The 19,625-nt window shown below is 60.8% G+C and carries 18 protein-coding genes; 7 read left to right on the top strand and 11 right to left on the bottom strand.

Annotated features, from left to right (window positions below; translation table 11 throughout):
• Nucleotides 1-101: 101 nt before the first annotated feature.
• Entirely contained in the window at nt 102-2,048 is a 1,947-nt protein-coding gene (locus ASD70_RS16930; protein WP_056846989.1) for an autotransporter domain-containing protein, read from the top strand.
• Here ASD70_RS16930 and ASD70_RS16935 read toward each other — a convergent pair whose 3' ends face one another.
• From ASD70_RS16935 to ASD70_RS16950, 4 genes are all read right to left on the bottom strand, one after another.
• On the bottom strand, nt 2,049-2,957 hold the full coding sequence (locus ASD70_RS16935) for an SdiA-regulated domain-containing protein (RefSeq protein WP_043046998.1): 909 nt from the start codon (nt 2,955-2,957) through the stop codon (nt 2,049-2,051). It abuts the gene before it with no gap.
• A gap of 120 nt (nt 2,958-3,077) precedes the next feature.
• On the bottom strand, nt 3,078-4,004 hold the full coding sequence (locus ASD70_RS16940) for an SdiA-regulated domain-containing protein (RefSeq protein WP_056846990.1): 927 nt from the start codon (nt 4,002-4,004) through the stop codon (nt 3,078-3,080).
• A 277-nt stretch (nt 4,005-4,281) separates the two neighbouring features.
• Entirely contained in the window at nt 4,282-4,947 is a 666-nt protein-coding gene (locus ASD70_RS16945) for a fumarylacetoacetate hydrolase family protein (protein ID WP_046069984.1), read from the bottom strand.
• A gap of 22 nt (nt 4,948-4,969) precedes the next feature.
• Nucleotides 4,970-6,364: an FAD-binding oxidoreductase gene (locus ASD70_RS16950; protein WP_043046995.1), complete on the bottom strand. Its 1,395-nt coding sequence runs from the start codon at nt 6,362-6,364 to the stop codon at nt 4,970-4,972.
• Between the two features lie 205 nt (nt 6,365-6,569).
• On the opposite strand from ASD70_RS16950, the gene serA reads away from it, so the two are divergent.
• Nucleotides 6,570-7,799, top strand: a complete 1,230-nt coding sequence (gene serA / locus ASD70_RS16955; RefSeq protein ID WP_034116292.1) for a phosphoglycerate dehydrogenase — start codon at nt 6,570-6,572, stop codon at nt 7,797-7,799.
• Between the two features lie 65 nt (nt 7,800-7,864).
• Here serA and ASD70_RS16960 read toward each other — a convergent pair whose 3' ends face one another.
• Nucleotides 7,865-8,305 carry a DUF4399 domain-containing protein gene (locus tag ASD70_RS16960; RefSeq protein WP_046069985.1) on the bottom strand — a complete coding sequence of 147 codons (441 nt, stop codon included), beginning with the start codon at nt 8,303-8,305 and terminating at the stop codon, nt 7,865-7,867.
• 134 nt (nt 8,306-8,439) lie between these two features.
• Here ASD70_RS16960 and ASD70_RS16965 point away from each other — a divergent pair, with 134 nt between their 5' ends.
• Nucleotides 8,440-8,934 (top strand): transporter substrate-binding domain-containing protein, encoded by a 495-nt coding sequence (locus ASD70_RS16965; protein ID WP_056846991.1) that lies wholly within the window; start codon nt 8,440-8,442, stop codon nt 8,932-8,934.
• Nucleotides 8,935-9,066: 132 nt separating this feature from the next.
• Here ASD70_RS16965 and ASD70_RS16970 read toward each other — a convergent pair whose 3' ends face one another.
• Nucleotides 9,067-9,699, bottom strand: coding sequence for a 2OG-Fe(II) oxygenase (locus ASD70_RS16970; protein ID WP_046069987.1), 633 nt, complete (start codon nt 9,697-9,699; stop codon nt 9,067-9,069).
• A 131-nt stretch (nt 9,700-9,830) separates the two neighbouring features.
• Between ASD70_RS16970 and ASD70_RS16975 the strand changes: the two genes are divergently transcribed.
• The gene (locus ASD70_RS16975) at nt 9,831-10,583 is read left to right on the top strand and encodes a DUF2059 domain-containing protein (RefSeq protein ID WP_056846992.1); all 753 of its coding nucleotides are present in this window, start codon (nt 9,831-9,833) and stop codon (nt 10,581-10,583) included.
• A gap of 105 nt (nt 10,584-10,688) precedes the next feature.
• On the opposite strand, the gene ASD70_RS16980 is transcribed toward ASD70_RS16975, so the two are convergent.
• Nucleotides 10,689-11,630 (bottom strand): alpha/beta hydrolase, encoded by a 942-nt coding sequence (locus ASD70_RS16980; protein ID WP_056847038.1) that lies wholly within the window; start codon nt 11,628-11,630, stop codon nt 10,689-10,691.
• Between the two features lie 99 nt (nt 11,631-11,729).
• Here ASD70_RS16980 and ASD70_RS16985 point away from each other — a divergent pair, with 99 nt between their 5' ends.
• Nucleotides 11,730-12,305 carry a DUF6436 domain-containing protein gene (locus ASD70_RS16985; RefSeq protein WP_046069989.1) on the top strand — a complete coding sequence of 192 codons (576 nt, stop codon included), beginning with the start codon at nt 11,730-11,732 and terminating at the stop codon, nt 12,303-12,305.
• Between the two features lie 26 nt (nt 12,306-12,331).
• Nucleotides 12,332-14,686 carry a penicillin acylase family protein gene (locus ASD70_RS16990; protein WP_056846993.1) on the top strand — a complete coding sequence of 785 codons (2,355 nt, stop codon included), beginning with the start codon at nt 12,332-12,334 and terminating at the stop codon, nt 14,684-14,686.
• A 9-nt stretch (nt 14,687-14,695) separates the two neighbouring features.
• Here the strand turns inward: ASD70_RS16990 and ASD70_RS16995 are convergent, their stop codons facing one another.
• Nucleotides 14,696-15,661, bottom strand: coding sequence for a GlxA family transcriptional regulator (locus tag ASD70_RS16995; protein ID WP_046069991.1), 966 nt, complete (start codon nt 15,659-15,661; stop codon nt 14,696-14,698).
• Between the two features lie 240 nt (nt 15,662-15,901).
• Here ASD70_RS16995 and ASD70_RS17000 point away from each other — a divergent pair, with 240 nt between their 5' ends.
• Nucleotides 15,902-16,543 carry an HD domain-containing protein gene (locus ASD70_RS17000; protein ID WP_046069992.1) on the top strand — a complete coding sequence of 214 codons (642 nt, stop codon included), beginning with the start codon at nt 15,902-15,904 and terminating at the stop codon, nt 16,541-16,543.
• Nucleotides 16,544-16,673: 130 nt separating this feature from the next.
• On the opposite strand, the gene ASD70_RS17005 is transcribed toward ASD70_RS17000, so the two are convergent.
• Genes ASD70_RS17005 through ASD70_RS17015 form a run of 3 tightly spaced genes read right to left on the bottom strand, consistent with a single transcriptional unit; the run spans nt 16,674 to nt 19,614 of the window.
• Nucleotides 16,674-17,558: an ABC transporter permease subunit gene (locus ASD70_RS17005; RefSeq protein WP_003195236.1), complete on the bottom strand. Its 885-nt coding sequence runs from the start codon at nt 17,556-17,558 to the stop codon at nt 16,674-16,676.
• Complete coding sequence (locus tag ASD70_RS17010; protein WP_005792353.1) at nt 17,555-18,475, bottom strand: ABC transporter permease subunit; 921 nt, start codon at nt 18,473-18,475, stop codon at nt 17,555-17,557. Before ASD70_RS17010 ends, ASD70_RS17005 begins: the two co-directional genes overlap by 4 nt.
• Nucleotides 18,472-19,614 (bottom strand): ABC transporter ATP-binding protein, encoded by a 1,143-nt coding sequence (locus ASD70_RS17015; protein WP_046069993.1) that lies wholly within the window; start codon nt 19,612-19,614, stop codon nt 18,472-18,474. Before ASD70_RS17015 ends, ASD70_RS17010 begins: the two co-directional genes overlap by 4 nt.
• Nucleotides 19,615-19,625: the final 11 nt, after the last annotated feature.

The raw sequence follows: 19,625 nt of genomic DNA on the forward strand, positions 1-19,625 counted from the left end.
GCGTTTAACAATGCGCCAATTTGCAGCCGCCCACGGAATGAGGCGCGCATTGTGCAAAGGGTCTGGGCTTTGAACATTCCCATCACCTCAAGGAAGACCTTGTGATAAAGCCCCTAGCCCTCGCCATCAGCGTTGCCGGTGCCCTGCTGTCCGCGCAAGCCCAAGCCTACGATTACGGCCAGCACGCCAACACCACCCTGGAAAAACTGATCAATGACTACCCCGGTCGTTATCGCGGTACGGCCAATTTTGCCGGCGCTGCGGATTGGATGCAGAGCCAGATGGGCACGGCCTATTCCATCAGCCGCCAGGACTTCACTTGGAACAACAGCAGCCGCGCTTCACAAAACGTAGTGGCCTACGCCGCCGGCACCAAGCCGCAGTACGTGGTGATTGGCGCGCATTTCGACACCTATTTTGGTCGCCCAGCCCTGCAAGGCCTTGACGACAATGGCTCCGGTGCCAGCGTGTTGACCGAGGTAGCCAAGAACCTCGGCGGCCTGCAACTGGAAAACGGCCTGCAAATAGTCGGCTTCGGCGCCGAAGAAGAGGGCTTACGGGGCTCCCGCGCCTTTGTCGACTCGCTCAGCGCCAGCCAGCGCGCCAATATGCTCGCGATGATCAACCTCGACAGCTTGATCACCGGCGACATGATGTACGCCCACGCCGGCCAGAACAGCACCGCCAACCCGGCCTTGGCGTCTTTGCGCGAGCACACGCTCCAGATCGCCAAGGAGTTGAACATCCCGCTGTTCACCAACCCCGGCCTGGATCCGCAATACCCCCAGGGTACCGGCTGTTGCAGCGATGGCGAGGCCTTTGAACCGCTGAACATCCCGATCCTTTATGTCGAGGCCACCAACTGGGAACTGGGTGACCTGGACGGCTACACCCAGACCGATAACCCGAAAATCCCCGGTGGCTCGACCTGGCACGACCCGAACGAAGACAACAAGGCCGTGCTCACCGATGCCTTCGGTCAGGCGCGCATCGAGCAGCGCCTGCGCGACTATTCACGCCTGCTCAGCCGCCTGGTGCTGGAGTTGACCAACGCCGACCTGATGGCCTCAACGGCGTCCGGTGGCGCGGTCGCACGCAATATGCAAGACAACCTGCAGCGCCAGCATCAGGCCATGGTGCGCTTGCATGATCGCCGCTGGCTGACCCTGCAGGCTGCCAGCCGGGAGGTGGGCAGCTTTGATGGCGAAATCGGCGTGGATGGCGAATACAACCCGGACAGTGGCTTCGACAGCGCCCCCAACCCCGAAGCCCGGCGCCTGGGCTTGCATGCCCTCGGCGACTACCAACTGACCTCGAGCCTGAATATCGGCGCCAGTCTGAGCTACCTCAATGGCCGCGACAAACTCGAGCATCGCGGCAAACTGGACAGTGACACCTGGCAGGCAGCCGTCTATGCGCTGCTCAACGATGGCGGACCAAGCTGGCTGGCCGGTGACCTGAGCGTCGGCCGCACGCGCTTCGAATCCAAGCGCAACCTGGTGATCCAGGCCAGTGGCGGGCCGATCCTGCTCGATCAGCAACTGAGCGGCGAGACCGACGCTCTGGCATTGGGCGCACGGGTCCTTGGCGGCTATGACTTTGATTTCGGTGCCTTAAAGAGCGGGCCGTTCGCCGGCCTGGACTACAGCCATTACCGCATCGACAAATTCCACGAAAAACAGAACCTGCGCACGGCCCTGGAGTACGAAGAACAGTCTTTCGACTCCCTGGAAGCCAGCCTCGGCTGGCGCGTGCGTGGCGCGGTCGCCCTGCCCTACAGCCTGAGCCTGCTACCTTATGGCGACATCGCCTGGGTCAAGGAGTTGGCCGACGGTCGCCTCGACGACCTGCAACTGAGCGCTCGCGCCGATGGCCAGGCGCGCACCGCCAGGCTCGGTTCAGTGGACAAGAGCTTCGGCCGGGCGCAGATCGGCAGCCAATTGGCGATCACCCCGGAATTGGGCGTGTATGCCGAGGTCAATAGCCGACTGGGGCATGCCGAAGGCAGCCAGACCGGCTATTCACTGGGCGTGCAATGGATGTTCTGATCAGGGTTTCTTGAACACGTAGAACAGGTTCGGCTCGCTGACCATGTACAAGGTGCCATCGTCGTCCATGGCGATCCCTTCGGCCTGGGGCACGCGCTTGCTCAGGCCATGGCGCCCTTTAAGCAGCGACAGACTGCTTAACGGGCGACCGTCGATATCCAGCTCCAACACCAGGAACGACTCATCCGACAGCGCCAGCAGATGCCCGCTGCGCTCGTCGTATTGCAGGCTCGACAGGTCGCGTACAAACAACCCGGCATCGCGCTTGGGGTTGTTGATCACGTGCACCGAGTAGGTTTTTTCCGGCTTGAAATGGGGAAATCCGTGGACCTCGTAGATCAGCATCGGGTCACGCTCCTTGGCCACGAACAGGCGCTTGCCTACCGAGTCGTAGGCCAATCCTTCAAAACCCTTGTTGCCGCCAATATGTACGCCGAGGGTCATTTGCTCGGCGTCGGCGGCATCGAGAAATTGCGTGTCATCGTCCACGTGCACCTTGATCAGCCGCTGCTGGCGCTCATCGCTGATGACATAGATGTTGTCGCTGATAAATTCCACCGCCTCGGCATCGCCAAAGCCCACCAGGGGAATGCGCCGCAGGATCTTGCCGTCCAGGGACAGCTCCACCAGCTCGGCGTTTTTATTGGTGACGGTAAACAGGCTTTTGCGCACCGGGTCGTAGGTGAGGGCCGAGACGTCGTCGTCGAGCCCTTCGATCACCTGGCCTTCGACGATGACGCGATAGTCCGCCAGGCCAATCGCGCGCTCATCGGCGGGCTGGCGCCACACCTGCCAATTGAACCAGGCACGCTCGAACAGGCGGAACTGCTGCGCAACCACCCCGGCGGCAACCAGGGCAAGCAACAGCAGGATGAAGAAAGCAGGTTTGGGACGGGCAAGTCGACGCATTGGGCAAGCTCAGAAGAAAAACTGGCGAATAGATATCAAGGTCGCCTGAATTTAAACTTAAACGCACCGAACTGTCTGGCGAATGCCGTTTATAAAGAAAAGTCTGACGTTATTCGTCAGTTATTTCTGCTTTTCAAAACGATAGAACAGGTTTGGCTCACTGACCATGTACAGGTTGCCGCTCTCGTCCATGGTCACCCCTTCGGCGCGGGGGATGGTGTCTTTCAGGCCATTGAAGCCACCGAGCAAGGTCATGAAGCTGACTTGCTCGCCTTTCTCGTCCAGTTCCAGCAACAAATGGGAGTCGGCTGACAGTGCCAATAAGTGCCCGGTACGGGAATCGATTTCCAGCGCCGAGAGGTTGCGCATGTCCAGTTCGCTACTGGCCAGCTTGGCCTTGCTGCCAGCCAGCCGCTGGCTGCCATCGCTTTTCCAGGTGAACAGCGCCGGCGGGCGCTCTTCGCCCAGTATGAGTTGCTGGTTGCGCTTGTCCCAGGTAATGGCTTCAAAGGCTTTGTTCTGGTCTGCAGACGGGCCAAGGTCATAACTGGGGAAGTCAGCCTTGTTCAACGCGGTGGTAGCGGCGTCGACCCTGACAATGGTCAGGCTGTGCTGACGCTCATCGACCACCGCCATCAGGCCGCTTTCCATCACCGTCAGGCCTTCCGGATTGTTCCAGCCGTTGAGCGGCATCTTGCGCAACACATCGCCTTGCAGGCTCAGCTCGACCAGGAACGGGTTCTTGCCCATGACGGAAAACAAGGTTTTGGTCTGGGGGTTGTAGGACAGGTCCGAAGCCTCATCCTTCTCCATACCGGGCAGCAACTTGGCATCGATGACCGCGTGATAATCCGGGAGCCATACACTCTCCTGGCGTTCGGCCGGGCTCTCAAAGCGCTCCAGCACCCACAACACACCGCGATCGTCCCAATGCATGGCCCAGGCAACCCCATACAGAATCGCACCGGCCAAAAACACCCAGGAATACCAACGCATGGACAAGCGGGAGCGAAGCGAGGGTTTTGAAGTGGGCAGAGGCACGGCCATTGAGCGCTTTTCCGGAAAGTCAGCTGTAGGGGATAGCACAGGATTCAAAGGCCCGCGCGCAAGTGGCTGGAATTATCCGGATGGTGTGTGAAAAAAATGCAAAAGCCCATACTTGGGATATACACAAAACCAATGTGGGAGGGGCGGTGCGACGATTCGACTTGCTCCCGATAGCAGTGTGTCAGTCAGAATATCTGCTACTGATACACCGCAATCGGGAGCAAGTCGAATCGTCGCACCGCCCCTCCCACATTCTTCACCGCATTTCTTCAGGCAGTCAGCGAACGACGCTTTCGAAACGGTTCACACCCGCCAGCTCCAATACCAGTTCATCGCCCACATTCAGCGGCCCGACGCCAGCCGGGGTGCCGGTCAGGATTACGTCACCCGCCTGCAGGGAGAAGCACCCAGCCATATGCTGGATCATCGGCACAATCGGGTTGAGCATCTGCGCGCTGTTACCGTCCTGGCGCACTTCACCGTTGATGCTCAGGCGAATGCCGATATCGGTCAGATCCTCAAAGGTACTGCTGACCACGAAGGGTGCAATCACCGCCGCGCCATCGAAGGACTTGGCGATTTCCCATGGCAAGCCCTTGGCTTTGAGCTCGGCCTGCTTGTCGCGCAAGGTCAGGTCCAGGGCCGGGGCAAAGCCGGAGATGGCGTCGAGCACTTCTTCACGGCTGGGTCTGGTCGACAATGGCTTGCCGATCAACACGGCGATTTCCGCTTCGTAATGCACCGAACCGCGCTCGGTTGGAATGCTGAAACCGCCTTCCAGCGGTACCACGCAACTGCCCGGCTTGATGAACAGCAGGGGCTCGGTCGGCACCGGGTTGTCCAGTTCCTTGGCGTGTTCGGCGTAGTTACGCCCAATGCAGACCACTTTACCCACGGGGAAGTGGATATTGGTGCCGTCGACATACTTGTGCTGGTAGCTCATGGAACGACTCCTCAAGGTGCGGTTAAACAGCGAAGATCTTGCCGGGGTTCATGATCCCGTTCGGGTCGAACACGGCTTTCACCGCCTTCATGTACTCGATTTCAACCGGCGAGCGGCTGTAGGTCAGGTAATCGCGCTTGGTCATGCCCACCCCGTGCTCGGCGGAGATCGAGCCGTTGTACTTCTCGACGGTTTCGAACACCCACTTGTTCACAGTGGCGCACTTGGCGAAGAACTCATCCTTGCTCAGGTTTTCCGGCTTGAGGATGTTCAGGTGCAGGTTGCCGTCGCCGATATGGCCAAACCAGACGATTTCGAAGTCCGGGTAGTGTTCACCGACAATCGCGTCAATCTCACTCAGGAACGCCGGCACTTTGGAGACGGTCACCGAGATGTCGTTCTTGTACGGCGTCCAGTGGGAAATGGTCTCGGAGATGTACTCGCGCAGCTTCCACAGGTTGTGCAGTTGGGTTTCGCTCTGGCTCATCACGCCGTCCAGTACCCAGCCCTGCTCGACGCAATGCTCAAAGGTTTCCAGGGCGTGGTTGGCGACTTCTTCGGTGGTGGCTTCGAATTCCAGCAGCGCGTAGAACGGGCACTCGGTTTCGAACGGCGCCGGCACATCGCCACGGCCGAGGACTTTGGCCAGGGCCTTGTCGGAAAAGAACTCGAAGGCCGTCAGGTCCAGCTTGCTCTGGAACGCGTGCAGCACCGGCATGATCGAGTCGAAGTCGGTGGTGCCGAGTACCATGGCTGTGAGGTTTTTCGGGGCACGGTCCAGGCGCATGGTGGCTTCGACCACAAACCCCAGGGTGCCCTCAGCGCCGATAAACAGCTGCCGCATGTCGTAGCCGGTGGCGTTCTTGATCAGGTCGCGGTTCAGCTCCAGCACATCGCCCTTGCCGGTGACCACCTTCATGCCAGCCACCCAATTGCGGGTCATGCCGTAGCGAATCACCTTGATCCCGCCGGCATTGGTGCCGATATTGCCGCCAATCTGGCTGGAACCGGACGAGGCGAAGTCCACCGGGTAGTACAGGCCGTTTTCTTCGGCGACGTTCTGCAGTTGCTTGGTGACCACCCCCGGTTGGCACACCGCAGTGCGGTCGGTGAGGTTCACATTGAGGATCTGATTCATGTAGTCGAACGACACCACCACTTCGCCATTGGCCGCCACCGCCGCTGCCGACAGGCCGGTACGCCCGCCGGACGGCACCAGCGCTACCTTGTGCGTATTGGCCCAACGCACGATGGCCTGCACCTGCTCGGTGGTCTTGGGGAACACGATGGCGCTGGGCGCGGGTGCGAAGTGCTTGGTCCAATCCTTGCCGTAAGCCTCCAGGGAGTCTGCATCGGTCAGCACTTTGCCGGGCTCAACCAGGGTCTTTAGCTCATCAATCAGGGCAGGATGGGTCATCGACAGAACTCTCGAACAATTCATGGTCATCCTGAGAACGCTTCACGTCGCAGGAATAGGTGTTTAGCGGGGTGCGTATGCTAGCATACCGCCCCCGCAGGACAGACCCAAAGGGCGTTTCTGCGGTGACGGCTTTCCTGCCGTCCGGGTCAGCTTGCGCTGCTCGACTCCCTGCCAATTTTCTCCGGGATACAGGTTTACGCAGATGAGCAAGACTTCTCTCGATAAGAGCAAGATCAAGTTCCTTCTTCTGGAAGGCGTCCACCCATCGGCTGTCGACGTTCTGAAAGCCGCCGGGTACACCAGCATTGAGTACATCACCAGTTCTCTGCCGGAAGCCCAGCTCAAGGAAAAGATCGCCGACGCGCACTTTATCGGCATTCGCTCCCGCACTCAGCTGACCGAAGAGATCTTCGACCACGCCAAGAAACTCGTGGCTGTCGGCTGTTTCTGCATCGGCACCAACCAGGTCGACCTCAACGCAGCGCGCGAGCGCGGCATCGCGGTGTTCAACGCGCCGTACTCCAACACCCGTTCCGTGGCGGAGCTGGTGTTGGCCGAGGCTATCCTGCTGCTGCGCGGTATCCCCGAGAAGAACGCCTCCTGCCACCGTGGCGGCTGGATCAAGAGCGCGGCCAACTCCTTCGAGATCCGCGGCAAGAAGCTGGGTATCGTCGGTTACGGCTCGATCGGTACGCAACTGTCGGTCCTGGCCGAAGGCTTGGGGATGCAGGTGTTCTTCTACGACACCCTGACCAAGCTGCCACTGGGCAATGCCACCCAGGTGTCGAGCCTGACCGAGCTGTTGGGCATGTCCGACATCGTCACCCTGCACGTCCCGGAAACCGCTGAAACCCAGTGGATGATCGGCGAGAAGGAAATCCGCGCGATCAAGAAAGGCGGCATCCTGATCAACGCTGCACGTGGCACCGTGGTCGAGCTGGACGCCCTGGCCGAGGCGATCAAGGACAAGCACCTGATCGGCGCCGCCATCGACGTGTTCCCGGTGGAGCCGCGCTCCAACGACGACATCTTCGAAAGCCCGCTGCGTGGGCTGGACAACGTCATCCTGACTCCGCACATCGGTGGTTCCACCGCTGAAGCCCAAGCCAACATCGGCCTGGAAGTCTCGGAAAAACTGGTCAAGTACAGCGACAACGGTACCTCGGTATCGTCGGTCAACTTCCCGGAAGTGGCCCTGCCGGCTCACCCGGGCAAGCACCGCCTGCTGCACATCCACCAGAACATTCCGGGCGTGATGATGGAGATCAACAAGGTCTTTGCGGAAAACGGCATCAACATCTCCGGTCAGTTCCTGCAGACCAACGAGAAGGTTGGCTACGTGGTCATCGACGTCGACGCCGAGTACTCGGACCTGGCGCAAGAGAAGCTGCAGCACATCAACGGCACTATCCGTAGCCGCGTGTTGTTCTAAGGTTTCAACTGCACCACGACAAAGGGAGCCCCATGGGGCTCCCTTTTTTTTCATCTGAACAAATCTTACTTAACGTTAACCGTGATCACTTTAGAGGCTACAGTCGGGTTGAACTGCATGTGCAGTTTGTCGCCGGCCACCAGCTGCAAGGTGTGCTTGCCTGGGGTGAGGGTCACTTCAGTCTCGGTCTGGGCCTTGCCGTAATGGATCACAGTGTCGGTGGCCGGGATCGGCAGTTTCGCATCCGGCAGTTCTTTCTGGTCGATCAGCAGATGGTGGTGGCCGGTGCCTGGCGCCTGGTCGGTGGCCGGGGCCAGTTTCAGGCCTTCCATGCCAAATTTCACGGTGAAGGTTTTATCGACGGTGGCGCCATCCTTCGGCGAGACGATAAACACCTTGGCACCTTCCGGTGGAGCGCTGCGCGGAATACCGTCGGCGGCTGTGGCCAACATCGAAGCACCCAGCAACAGGCTGGCCAGGGTGGCGCGGGATAAAAGGGCTTTCATTCGCTTCTCCAGTTTTTCGGTGAAATCTGTGGGGTTATGACAACTTCGCGACAAATTGCTGTCCAAGGCACTCGACACCATAGCAAAGCGATGCTGAACGGCGTCTCGCCCGTACGAATTCTTTAGGAGTGACCATGCGCTTTTCGCCTGGCCTGTTACTTTTGCTTCCCCTGCTGAGCCCGTTGGCTCACGCCGAACTGATCGACGACGTCAATGATCGCGGTGAACTGCGCATCGCCCTGGAAGCCAATACCGCGCCCTACAACTTCAAGGACGGCGACAAACTCACCGGCTTTGAGGTCGAGCTGGGCGAGCAGCTGGCCAAGGAAATGGACGTACGCCCTTCTTTTATCACCACCGACGACAGCAACCTGTTGCCAGGTGTGGAAACCGGCAAGTACGACGTGGCAATTAACCATATCGCTATGACTGCCGAACTCAAGGATCGGTTCGATTACAGCACGGCTTATCGCGAGAAGCCGGACCTTGTGATCCCATTCCAGAAAGGTAACCCAGCGTTCAAGAGCAGCCTGGACATGGCCCTGGAGCGGGTGAAGGCGGATGGCAGATTGAAGGCGATGGCGCAGAAGTGGTTCGACAGCGACACACCGGCAGCCAAGGCACAGTAGATCAAATGTGGGAGGGGGCTTGCTCCCGATAGCAGCGGGTCAGTTGATAAATGTGTAGCTGACACTCCGCTATCGGGAGCAAGCCCCCTCCCACATTTTGTTCAAGGCGAGACTTTAGAATCCTTTGCCGGCTTAAAACGGCTCGTTGCCCCGTCGGCGAAACCAACCGGTCAAGGACAGCCGCTCTCGGGTGGCAGGCAGTACCTCGTGGGGCACCTCGCCCGACAAAAACACCACCAGGCAACCCCCGGTCGGCACCACGTCGTATTCAACGCCGCCCTTGAGGTACATGCGCAACTGGCCGCCGTGTTCGGGTAACCAGGCGTCGTTCAAGTAGACCACCGCCGAGACCATGCGCCGGTCATCATCGCGAAAACGGTCCACATGCTTAAGGTAAAAGGCCCCGGGCGGGTACATCGCGAAGTGGCTTTCGAAATCTTCCAGGCCCAGGAACAGGCTGCGGTTCATCGCCAGGCGCAGGCTGTCCATCACCGCCATATAGGTATCGCAGACCGCCGCGTCACCTTCCTCCAGCCACTGGATATGGTCACCGCGAATGCCCTCGCGAATCTCCTGAGCCGGCCCGCGCCCCACCGCTGCCGGTGCCAGTTCACCTTCAGCCGCACGTTTATGGCACTCAGCAGCGAGTTCCAGGGTCAGAGCCTGGTGCAGGAAGCCATTCTGCTGCGACCAGCCTTTTTCGGCCAGGTCGTCGACGATGCGTTGCAGCAGCGGGTGATCGAGGGGTATTTGCATGGCGCGCATAGTATCCATACGCCTGTGAATCCGACAGAGCCGCTGAGCGTCTGAATACACTTTAGTCAGGTGACTGATAGGACTTCTCGACAAATCCTACGCCCGACACGGACAATAGTGGCCGACTGACAGGAGTCCATATGCGTCGTTTGTTATTTTCCGTGTTGATGCTCTGCGTTTTGCCCGCCTGGGCAGACGGCTATGACCAGTTATACAAGGTCGCCGGCTGGGCCGAACAACGTGCGCATTTCAATGACGCCCTCAGTGCCGCCCAGCAACGCTATCGCAATAGTCTGCCGCCAGCGGTGTACCAGGCGCTGGTGGACAACAGCAATAAGCGCTTTGCCGCCCAGGCCATGGACCAGCGTGCCGAGGAGCAACTGCGCAAGCACCTGCCAGACCCGAAACCGGCCCTGGCATTTTTCCAATCGCCCCTGGGGCGCAAGATTGTCGCTGCCGAATTGCTGGCTACCCGCCGCGACCAGTTGGCGAAGAACGCCCAGGGCCTGCCGAAAATCCAGGCCGAAGCCACCCGCAGCCTGATCATCGGCCACCTGGCCCAGGCGCTGCCTGCTCGTGAAGCCGGCGCGGAAGTCAGCCTGGCGATTGCCGGCGTGGCGGCCGACAGCTTGAGCCAGATGATCCCCGGCCTGCTTGGCGGCGGTCAGGCCCAAGGCATGTTGAATGGACAGCGTGAACGGCTGATGGCGCAGATTGATAAGGATCTGAACAATACGCTGCTGTATGTCTACCGGGATTTGTCCGACCTGGAGCTGGAGGAGTTCGCCACGTTTGCCGAGTCGCCCCAGGGTAAGGCGTATTACCAGGCCGCCCTGGCAGCCATTCGCGCAGGGCTGGCAGTCGGCCAAAGCACCTCAAGCCTGGCGCAGTAACAAAATGTGGGAGGGGGCTTGCTCCCGATAGCAGTGTGTCAGTCAACTTATGTGTAGCTGACCCAGCGCTATCGGGAGCAAGCCCCCTCCCACATTTGGACCGTATCAGTTCAGATGGTCCGTCAAATACCGGAAGTATTCTTCGCGAATCTCTGGAATCTCATTGGCCAGGTGATGCCGGCCGCGCTTTAGCATCAACACCTCAGGTTGATCGAACTTACTGCGCAGCACGCGCAAGTTGTGCTGCCAGTCCACCGTCATATCCTCCTCACCCTGCACGATCACCGGCCGCCGTGGGCTGCGTGGCGCGGCTTCGATGCGCTTGATCCAGCGCGCCAGCGCCCCCACCCAGGCGGTGGGTAATTGGCGGGGCTGGAGCGGGTCTGCTTCAAGGAACGGCTTGAATTCAGGATCGTTGGAGTTATCGCTGAAACGCCGGGCGATGCCTTTGACAAACGGGCGCAGCAGGTAATAGCTGACCTGGGACCAACCCCAGGCCCGCGGCCGTACCAGTGGCGATAACAAAAAGGTCTTGCCCTGGGCCGGGCTGTCGGCACCGTGGTTGAGCAGGTGATCCACGACAATGGCGCCCCCGGTGCTCTGCCCGAACAGGTGCCATGGTTGCGGCAATTGCAGCGCCTTGGCCTCGGCGAATAGCCCCTGCACCACCCGCTGGTACACCGCAAACTCATCGATGCTGGCGCGCGGGCCGCTGGACAAACCGTGGCCCGGCAGGTCGCAGGCAATCACCACGAAGCCTTGGTCCAATGCCCAGTCCACCACGTGGCGGTACAGTCCCATGTGATCGTAGAAGCCGTGGAACATGAACATCGTCGCCACCGGCGCAGGCGGCCACCACACCTGGGCCACCACTTCGAACCCGTCCACCTCGAAACGCCCCAGGCGACTCACGGCCGGCACCTTGCGGGCGGCCAGGTCGAGCCCATAGAAACGTTGGTAGACCCGCGCTTCGGCGCTGAGCGGTTGCGCGTCCACCAACGGCCGCAAGCTTTCGCGCAGATGATCAGGGTCAAAGGTGACGGGCATAAAGGCTTCCAGACTGGCGGTGAAGATGAATATCGAGCTGCGATATTCATCTGTCAGGACAAGCATGGCAAGCTACGCGACCTGCGAGGATACCTCTGAATGCGACCGCCCTACCGTAATGCCCTGTTCGCCAGTCTGATCCTGGTTATCTGCGCCGGCGTGCTGTGGGCCGCATATGACTGGTTCCAGGGCCGCTACCTGCGCGCCTTCAGCGAGCACACGGCGGTGTTCTCCGGCGATGCGCTGCAACTGCCTGCCGCCCTCAGTGGCCCTGGCCCGATTCGCCTGGTGCACTTCTGGGACCCGGCCTGCCCGTGCAATGTTGGTAACCAGCAACACCTGGGCGAGCTGATCGAGCAGTACGCGCCCCAAGGAGTGGAGTTCTATGCCCTGCAAAAACCCGGCAGCCACGGCCAGCTGCCCGACAACCTGCGCCACATGAAAGTCATCGACGCCCTGCCCGGCGCCGACCGAATACCCGCCAGCCCAGCAGTGGGCATTTGGGACCGCACAGGCAAGCTGGCCTATTTCGGCCCCTACAGCGAGGGGCTGACCTGCAACGCCAGCAACAGTTTTATCGAGCCGATTCTCAAGGCCCTTGGAACCGGACGCGAAGTGAATGCCACTCACACCCTCGCGGTAGGCTGCTATTGTTCGTGGCCTAAGGATCTGTAGCCCGTCCATTTTGGTAAGGAATGTTCATGAAGCGCGTCTTGCAGGTTTTCGCGGTGCTGATTGTGCTGGTCGCCCTGGGCGCCGGTTGGTACCTCTACAGCAAGCAACCCACGCGCCAGGGCACGGTAACCCTGGCCCACCTGCAAGGCTCGGTCACGGTGCGCTACGACGATCGTGGCGTGCCGCATATCCGCGCCGAGAACGAAACCGATCTGTACCGCGCCCTGGGCTATGTGCATGCCCAGGACCGCCTGTTCCAGATGGAGATCATGCGGCGCCTGGCCCGGGGCGAGCTGGCCGAAGTGCTGGGGCCGAAGCTGCTCGAGACCGATAAGCTGTTCCGCAGCCTGCGTATTCGCGAACGCGCCTCGAGCTACGCCGAGCACATGGCCCCTGACTCAGCCTCCTCGAAAGCCCTGCAGGCCTATCTGGACGGGATCAACCAATATCAGGCCAGCCATCCCAGCCCCATTGAGTTCGACGTGCTGGGCATCCCCAAGCGCCCGTTCACCGCCGAAGACAGCATCAGCGTTGCCGGGTACATGGCCTACAGCTTTGCCGCGGCCTTTCGTACCGAGCCGGTGCTGACCTACGTGCGCGACCGCTTGGGCAGCGACTACTTGAAAGTCTTCGACCTCGACTGGCAACCCAAAGGCGCCCTCAACCTGGCGAACGACGACTGGAACACCCTCGGCGCTATCGCCGCCCTGAGCGAACAGGCCCTGGCTGACAACGGCCTGCCACAATTCGAGGGCAGCAATGCCTGGGCCGTCAGCGGCAGCCACACCCGTAGCGGCAAACCACTGCTGGCGGGTGACCCCCATATCCGCTTCTCGGTGCCATCGGTGTGGTACGAGGCGCAACTGTCAGCGCCCGGTTTTGAGTTGTATGGCTATCACAACGCGCTGGTGCCAGTGGCGTTCCTGGGGCACAACATGGATTTTGGCTGGAGCCTGACCATGTTCCAGAACGACGACCTCGACCTGGTCGCCGAGAAGGTCAACCCGGACAACCCCAATCAGGTCTGGTATCACGACCAATGGGTCGACATGACCAGCAGCGAGCAGCAGATCCAGGTCAAGGGCCAGGTGCCGGTGACCCTCATCCTGCGCCGCTCGCCCCACGGTCCGATCATCAATGACGTGCTCGGCGAGAACGCCGGCAGCACGCCGATTGCCATGTGGTGGGCGTTCCTCGACAGCGAGAACCCGATCCTGGAAGGCTTCTACCAGCTCAACCGTGCCGATACCCTGGTCAAGGCACGTGCTGCTGCGGCCAAGGTCTCGGCGCCAGGCCTCAACATCATATGGGCCAATGCCAAGGGTGATATCGGCTGGTGGGCGGCGGCGCAGTTGCCGATGCGCCCGGCAGGGGTCAACCCGGCGTTCATCCTCGATGGCAGTACCGCCCAGGCCGACAAGCTGGGCTTCTACCCCTTCAGTGCCAACCCCCAGGAAGAAAACCCGTCGCGTGGCTATGTGGTGTCGGCCAACGCGCAGCCGGCCTCCCCTACAGGCATGGAAATTCCCGGCTATTACAACCTGGCCGACCGTGGCCAGCAGTTGAACGCACAGTTGAGCGATAAGAGCGTGAAGTGGGATGTGACCAACAGCCAGGCGCTGCAACTGGGCACCACTACCGCCTATGGCCCGCGGCTGCTGGCGCCACTGTTGCCGGTGCTGCGGGAAGTGGTCAAGGACCCGGCGCAGTTAAAGCTGGTGGAACAACTGGCCAACTGGAAAGGCGATTACCCGCTGGACTCCACCAGCGCAACGCTGTTCAACCAGTTGCTGTTCAACCTCGCCGACGCAACCTTCCACCCGAAACTGGGCGACACGTTGTTCAAGACCCTGATCAGCACCCGTGTGATCGACGCCGCATTGCCACGCCTGGCCGCCTCGGCGGATTCACCCTGGTGGAATGGCAAGCGTACCGACACCGTCAAACTCGCCTGGGACAATAGCCTCGCGCACCTCAAGAGCACCTTCGGCGATGACCCGGCGCAGTGGCAATGGGGCAAGGCGCACACCCTGACCCACGGCCACCCGCTGGGCATGCAAAAGCCATTGGATAAGCTCTTCAACGTCGGCCCGTTCCCGGCACCCGGCAGCCACGAAGTGCCGAACAACCAGACCGCCCCGATCGGCCCGGCACCGTGGCCGGTGACTTATGGGCCGTCAACGCGACGCCTGATCGACTTCGCCGACCCGACCCATGCCCTGACCATCAACCCCGTGGGGCAAAGCGGCGTGCCGTTTGATACGCACTATGGCGATCAGGCGCAAAGCTATATCGAGGGCGGGTATGAGCAGGCGCATTTCAGTGAAGAGGAAGTCACGGCCAATACCCGCGGAACCCTCAAGCTGCTGCCTGCCAGATAGACATGATCGCTACACCGGTGCCGCAAAGTTAAGCCTGAACTGTTGCGGCGTAACGCCCAGCCGGCGGTTGAACACACTGCGCATGTGCTGGGCGTCGCGAAACCCGCATTGATAGGCCACGGTCTTGAGCGGCGCGTGGCTGCTTTCAAGCATCACCCGCGCCGCATCCACCCGCGCACGCTCGACAAATTCGGCTGGCGTGATCCGCGCTTCTCGGGCGAACACCCGGGAGAAATTGCGCGCACTCATATTGGCGGCCCTGGCCAAGTCGGCGATGGTCAAATCGCCGGTCAGGTTGGCCAGCACGTACAACTGCACCAGCGCCACCGCCGAGGTGGTTTCGGCATGGGGCGTGAGGAACGGGCTGAACTGCGACTGCCCGCCCGAACGCTGGGTAAACACCACCAAGCGCTTGGCCACGCTCAACGCGACTTCCGGACCGTGGTCCTGGGCCAGCAGGTACAGTGACAAGTCGATACCCGCCGTGACCCCGGCCGAGGTGTAGAGGTTGCCGTCCTGCACGTAGAGACGGTCGGCTTCGACCCGGGCCGAGGGGCACACACGCGCCAGGTCCGCGGCATCGCCCCAATGGGTGGTGACGGTTTTACCCTCCAGCAGGCCGGCGCGGGCCAGCATGAAGGCACCGTTGCAGATCGAGCCGAAGCGTTGTGCCCTTGCGGTGGCAGCACGCAGCCAGTCATCAAACTGGGGACCGAAGTTTTCGAAGGGCAGTTGCGGGCCGCCGGCGACCAGCAGCAGATCGTAGGGTTGCAGGGCTTCGCTGTAGTGTTTGTGGGCCTGCAAGGACAGGCCGTTGGAGGCGGCCATAGAACCGTGACCGAAGCCGATGACCTCCAGTTGGTAGTGATCTTCGGGAGCCAGGAAGCGGTTGGCCTCGCAGAACACGTCCATCGGCCCGGTCACATCCAGTGACTGGACGCCGGGGAAAATCAGGATGGCGACGGTTTTGTGCATGGGAAACCTTTATCTCTGGGCTGACGCAAAACCCTGTGGAAGCTGGCTTGCCTGCGATGCAGACACCTCGGTTCATCAGGTATACCGAGGTGATGCTATCGCAGGCAAGCCAGCTCCCACATTTGACCGAGTACACCCTTGGCACGATGTGTATCCACATTGGCCGAGAACGCTCCCTCGTCGCGATAGCTGCGTCACGCACGCGCGACCAGACTAGGTGCTTTCCAGAGGAGAACCACCATGAGCACCACCATCGCCGGCATCCAGATCCCCGACAGCACCTTGGCCAAGGCCACCACCGAATATATCCGCGACGTCGAGTCCGACCTGCTCTACCACCACTCGCGCCGGGTATTTCTGTTCGGCGCCTTGAGCGGTGAGCGCAAGCAACTGGCCTACAACCCGGAGTTGCTGTACGTAGGCGCGATGTTCCACGACCTCGGCCTGGTGGAAGGCCATCGCAGTGACAACGAGCGCTTCGAAGTGGACGGCGCCAATGCCGCCGCCGCGTTCCTCAAGCCCTATGGGCTGAGCGATGACGACATCGAACAAGTGTGGCTGTCGATCGCCCTGCACACCACGCCTGGCGTGCCTAAGCACTTGCGCCCCACCGTGGCGCTGGTGACCGCCGGTGTTGAGATGGACGTGCTGGGCATGGACTACGCCGCGTTCAGCAGCGTGCAGCGCGAAGCGGTGGTGCATGCGCATCCAAGGGGTGAAGGGTTCAAGGAGTGCATCATCTGCGCGTTTGCCGACGGCTTGCGCCATCGCCCGCAGACCACGTTTGGCAACGTGAAGACCGATGTGCTGGTGGATCAGGAGCCTGGGTTCAAGCCGATGAATTTTGTTGAGGTGATTCGTAAGTCGCCATGGGCAGCATAACCAAATTGGAATGCCATCAATGTGGGAGGGGGCTTGCTCCCGATTGCTGAGTGTCAGTCACTGCATCTGTTACTGACCCACTGCTATCGGGGGCAAGCCCCCTCCCACATTTTGAGCCCAGTTCCGGCAGTCAGACCGGCGCTGGCGCGCGGCGCTTGTCCGGTTGTTGCCAGCCATCCGCTGCGGCTTCTTCGATGGCTTGCTGGATGGCTTTCTTGCGATGCTCTTCGGCCCGGCGGCTGAAGAACCACACCAGGAAGGTCACCAGCGACACCGCCAACAGAATCAGGCTCGCCACGGCGTTGATCTCAGGCTTGACCCCCAGGCGCACCGCCGAGAACACTTCCATCGGCAAGGTGGTCGAGCCCGGGCCCGACACGAAGCTGGCCAGTACCAGGTCATCCAGGGACAGCGCAAAGGACATCATGCCGCCCGCCGCCAGCGACGGCGCGATCATCGGGATGGTGATCAGGAAGAACACCTTCCACGGCCGTGCGCCCAGGTCCATAGCCGCCTCTTCGATCGACAGGTCCAGCTCACGCAGGCGCGCCGACACGACCACTGCTACATACGCCGCACAGAACGTCGTGTGCGCGATCCAGATGGTGACGATGCCACGCTCCTGGGGCCAGCCGATCATCTGCGCCATGGCCACGAACAGCAGCAACAGCGACAGGCCGGTGATCACTTCCGGCATCACCAGCGGTGCCGTCACCAGGCCGCCGAACAGCGTGCGGCCCTTGAACTGGCTGATGCGCGTCAGCACAAAGGCCGCCAAGGTGCCCAGCGCCACTGCGGCCACCGCCGTGTAGCAGGCGATTTCCAGGGAGCGTGCCACCGAGCCCATCAACTGGGTGTTGTCCAGCAGGCCCACGTACCACTTGATCGACCAACCGCCCCACACCGTCACCAGCTTGGATTCGTTGAACGAATAGATCACCAGGATCAACATCGGCAGGTAGATAAACAACAAGCCTGCGACCAGCATGAAGCTGGAGAAACGAAAGCGCTTCATATCTTGCCCTCCAGCTCTTTGGCCTGGCTGCGGTTGAACAGGATGATCGGCACGATCAGGATCGCCAGCATCACCACGGCCAAGGCAGAAGCCACCGGCCAGTCACGGTTGTTGAAGAATTCCTGCCACAACACTTTACCGATCATCAGGGTTTCCGGGCCGCCGAGCAGTTCAGGAATCACGAACTCGCCCACCACCGGGATGAACACCAGCATGCAGCCGGCGATGATGCCGTTCTTGGACAGCGGCACGGTGATTTTCCAGAAGCTGTTGAAGGTGCTCGAACCGAGGTCGGAGGCGGCTTCCAGCAGGCTTTGGTCGTGTTTGACCAGGTTGGCGTACAGCGGCAGGATCATGAACGGCAGGTACGAGTAGACCACGCCGATATACACCGCGATATTGGTGTTGAGGATCTGCAACGGTTCGCTGATCAGCCCCATGGACATCAGGAAGCCATTGAGCAAGCCGTTGTTGCTGAGGATGCCCATCCACGCATACACGCGGATCAGGATCGCGGTCCAGGTCGGCATCATGATCAGCAGCACCAGCACGGTTTGCATCTCTTTGCGTGCGGTAGCGATGGCGTAGGCCATCGGGTAGCCGATCAGCAGGCACAGCAGCGTGCTGAAAAACGCCATCTTCAGCGAGCCCAGGTACGCGGCGATGTAGAGCTCGTCGCCGGCCAAGAGGCTGTAGTTGGCCAGGTTCAGCACCACTTGCAGCTTTTGCTCAACGTAGGTGTAGATCTCGGTGTAGGGCGGGATCGCCACGTCGGCTTCAGCAAAGCTGATTTTCAATACGATGAAAAACGGCAGTGCGAAAAACAGAAACAGCCACAGGAAGGGAATCCCGATGACCACCTGCTTGCCATTGGGGATTATGCGATCCAAGCGCCGCTTGAATTTCTTCATGTTCATGAGCGAAGTACCACGCCGCTGTCGTCTTCCCACCACACGTAAACCTGATCACCCCAGGTTGGGCGCTGGCCACGGCGTTCGGCGTTGGCGACGAAGGACTGCACCAGCTTGCCGCTCGGCAGCTCCACGTAGAACACCGAGTGCCCGCCCAGGTAGGCGATGTCGTGCACCTTGCCGCTGGACCAGTTGTGCTCGCAGGTCGGCATTTGGGTAGTGACCAGCAGTTTTTCCGGGCGGATGGCGTAGGTCACCGATTTGTCTTCCACCGCGGTGGCGATGCCGTAGCCCACGTAGATATCGCGGTCCAGATCAGCGCACTTGAGCACTGCGTGGCCTTCGGCGTCGTCCACCACCTGGGTGTCGAAGATGTTGACGTTGCCGATGAACTCGCACACCAGGCGGCTGGTGGGGGTTTCGTAGATATCGATGGGGCTGCCGATCTGGGCGATCCAGCCCAGGTGCATGATCGCGATACGCTCGGCCATGGTCATGGCCTCTTCCTGGTCGTGGGTCACCATCACGCAGGTCACGCCGACGCGCTCGATGATTTCCACCAGCTCCAGTTGCATCTGCGAACGCAGCTTCTTGTCCAATGCGCCCATGGGCTCATCGAGCAGCAGCAGTTTCGGGCGCTTGGCCAGGGAGCGGGCCAGGGCCACACGCTGGCGCTGGCCACCGGACAACTGGTGCGGCTTGCGCTTGGCGTACTGGCTCATCTGCACCAGCTTGAGCATCTCGGCCACGCGGGCGTCGACTTCGGCCTTGGGGATCTTGTCCTGCTGCAGGCCGAACGCGATGTTCTGCGCCACGGTCATGTGCGGGAACAAGGCGTAGGACTGAAACATCATATTGATCGGCCGCTCGTAGGGCGGCATGTCGGTGATGTCCACCCCGTCGAGGTAGATGCGGCCTTCGGTGGGGCGCTCGAAACCTGCGAGCATGCGCAGCAAGGTGGATTTGCCCGAACCCGAACCGCCGAGCAAGGCGAAGATCTCGCCTTTCTTGATTTCCAGGGACACATCGTCCACGGCAATCGTCTCGTCGAACTTCTTCGTGACCCGGTCGATTTTGACCAGCACCTTTTTCGGTGTCTGGTCGCCCTCGAGGGCTTTCTTATAGGCGCCGGAGGCAACTGCCATTTACGAAACTC

This window comes from Pseudomonas sp. Root569 (assembly GCF_001427465.1).
Lineage (GTDB): Bacteria > Pseudomonadota > Gammaproteobacteria > Pseudomonadales > Pseudomonadaceae > Aquipseudomonas > Aquipseudomonas synxantha.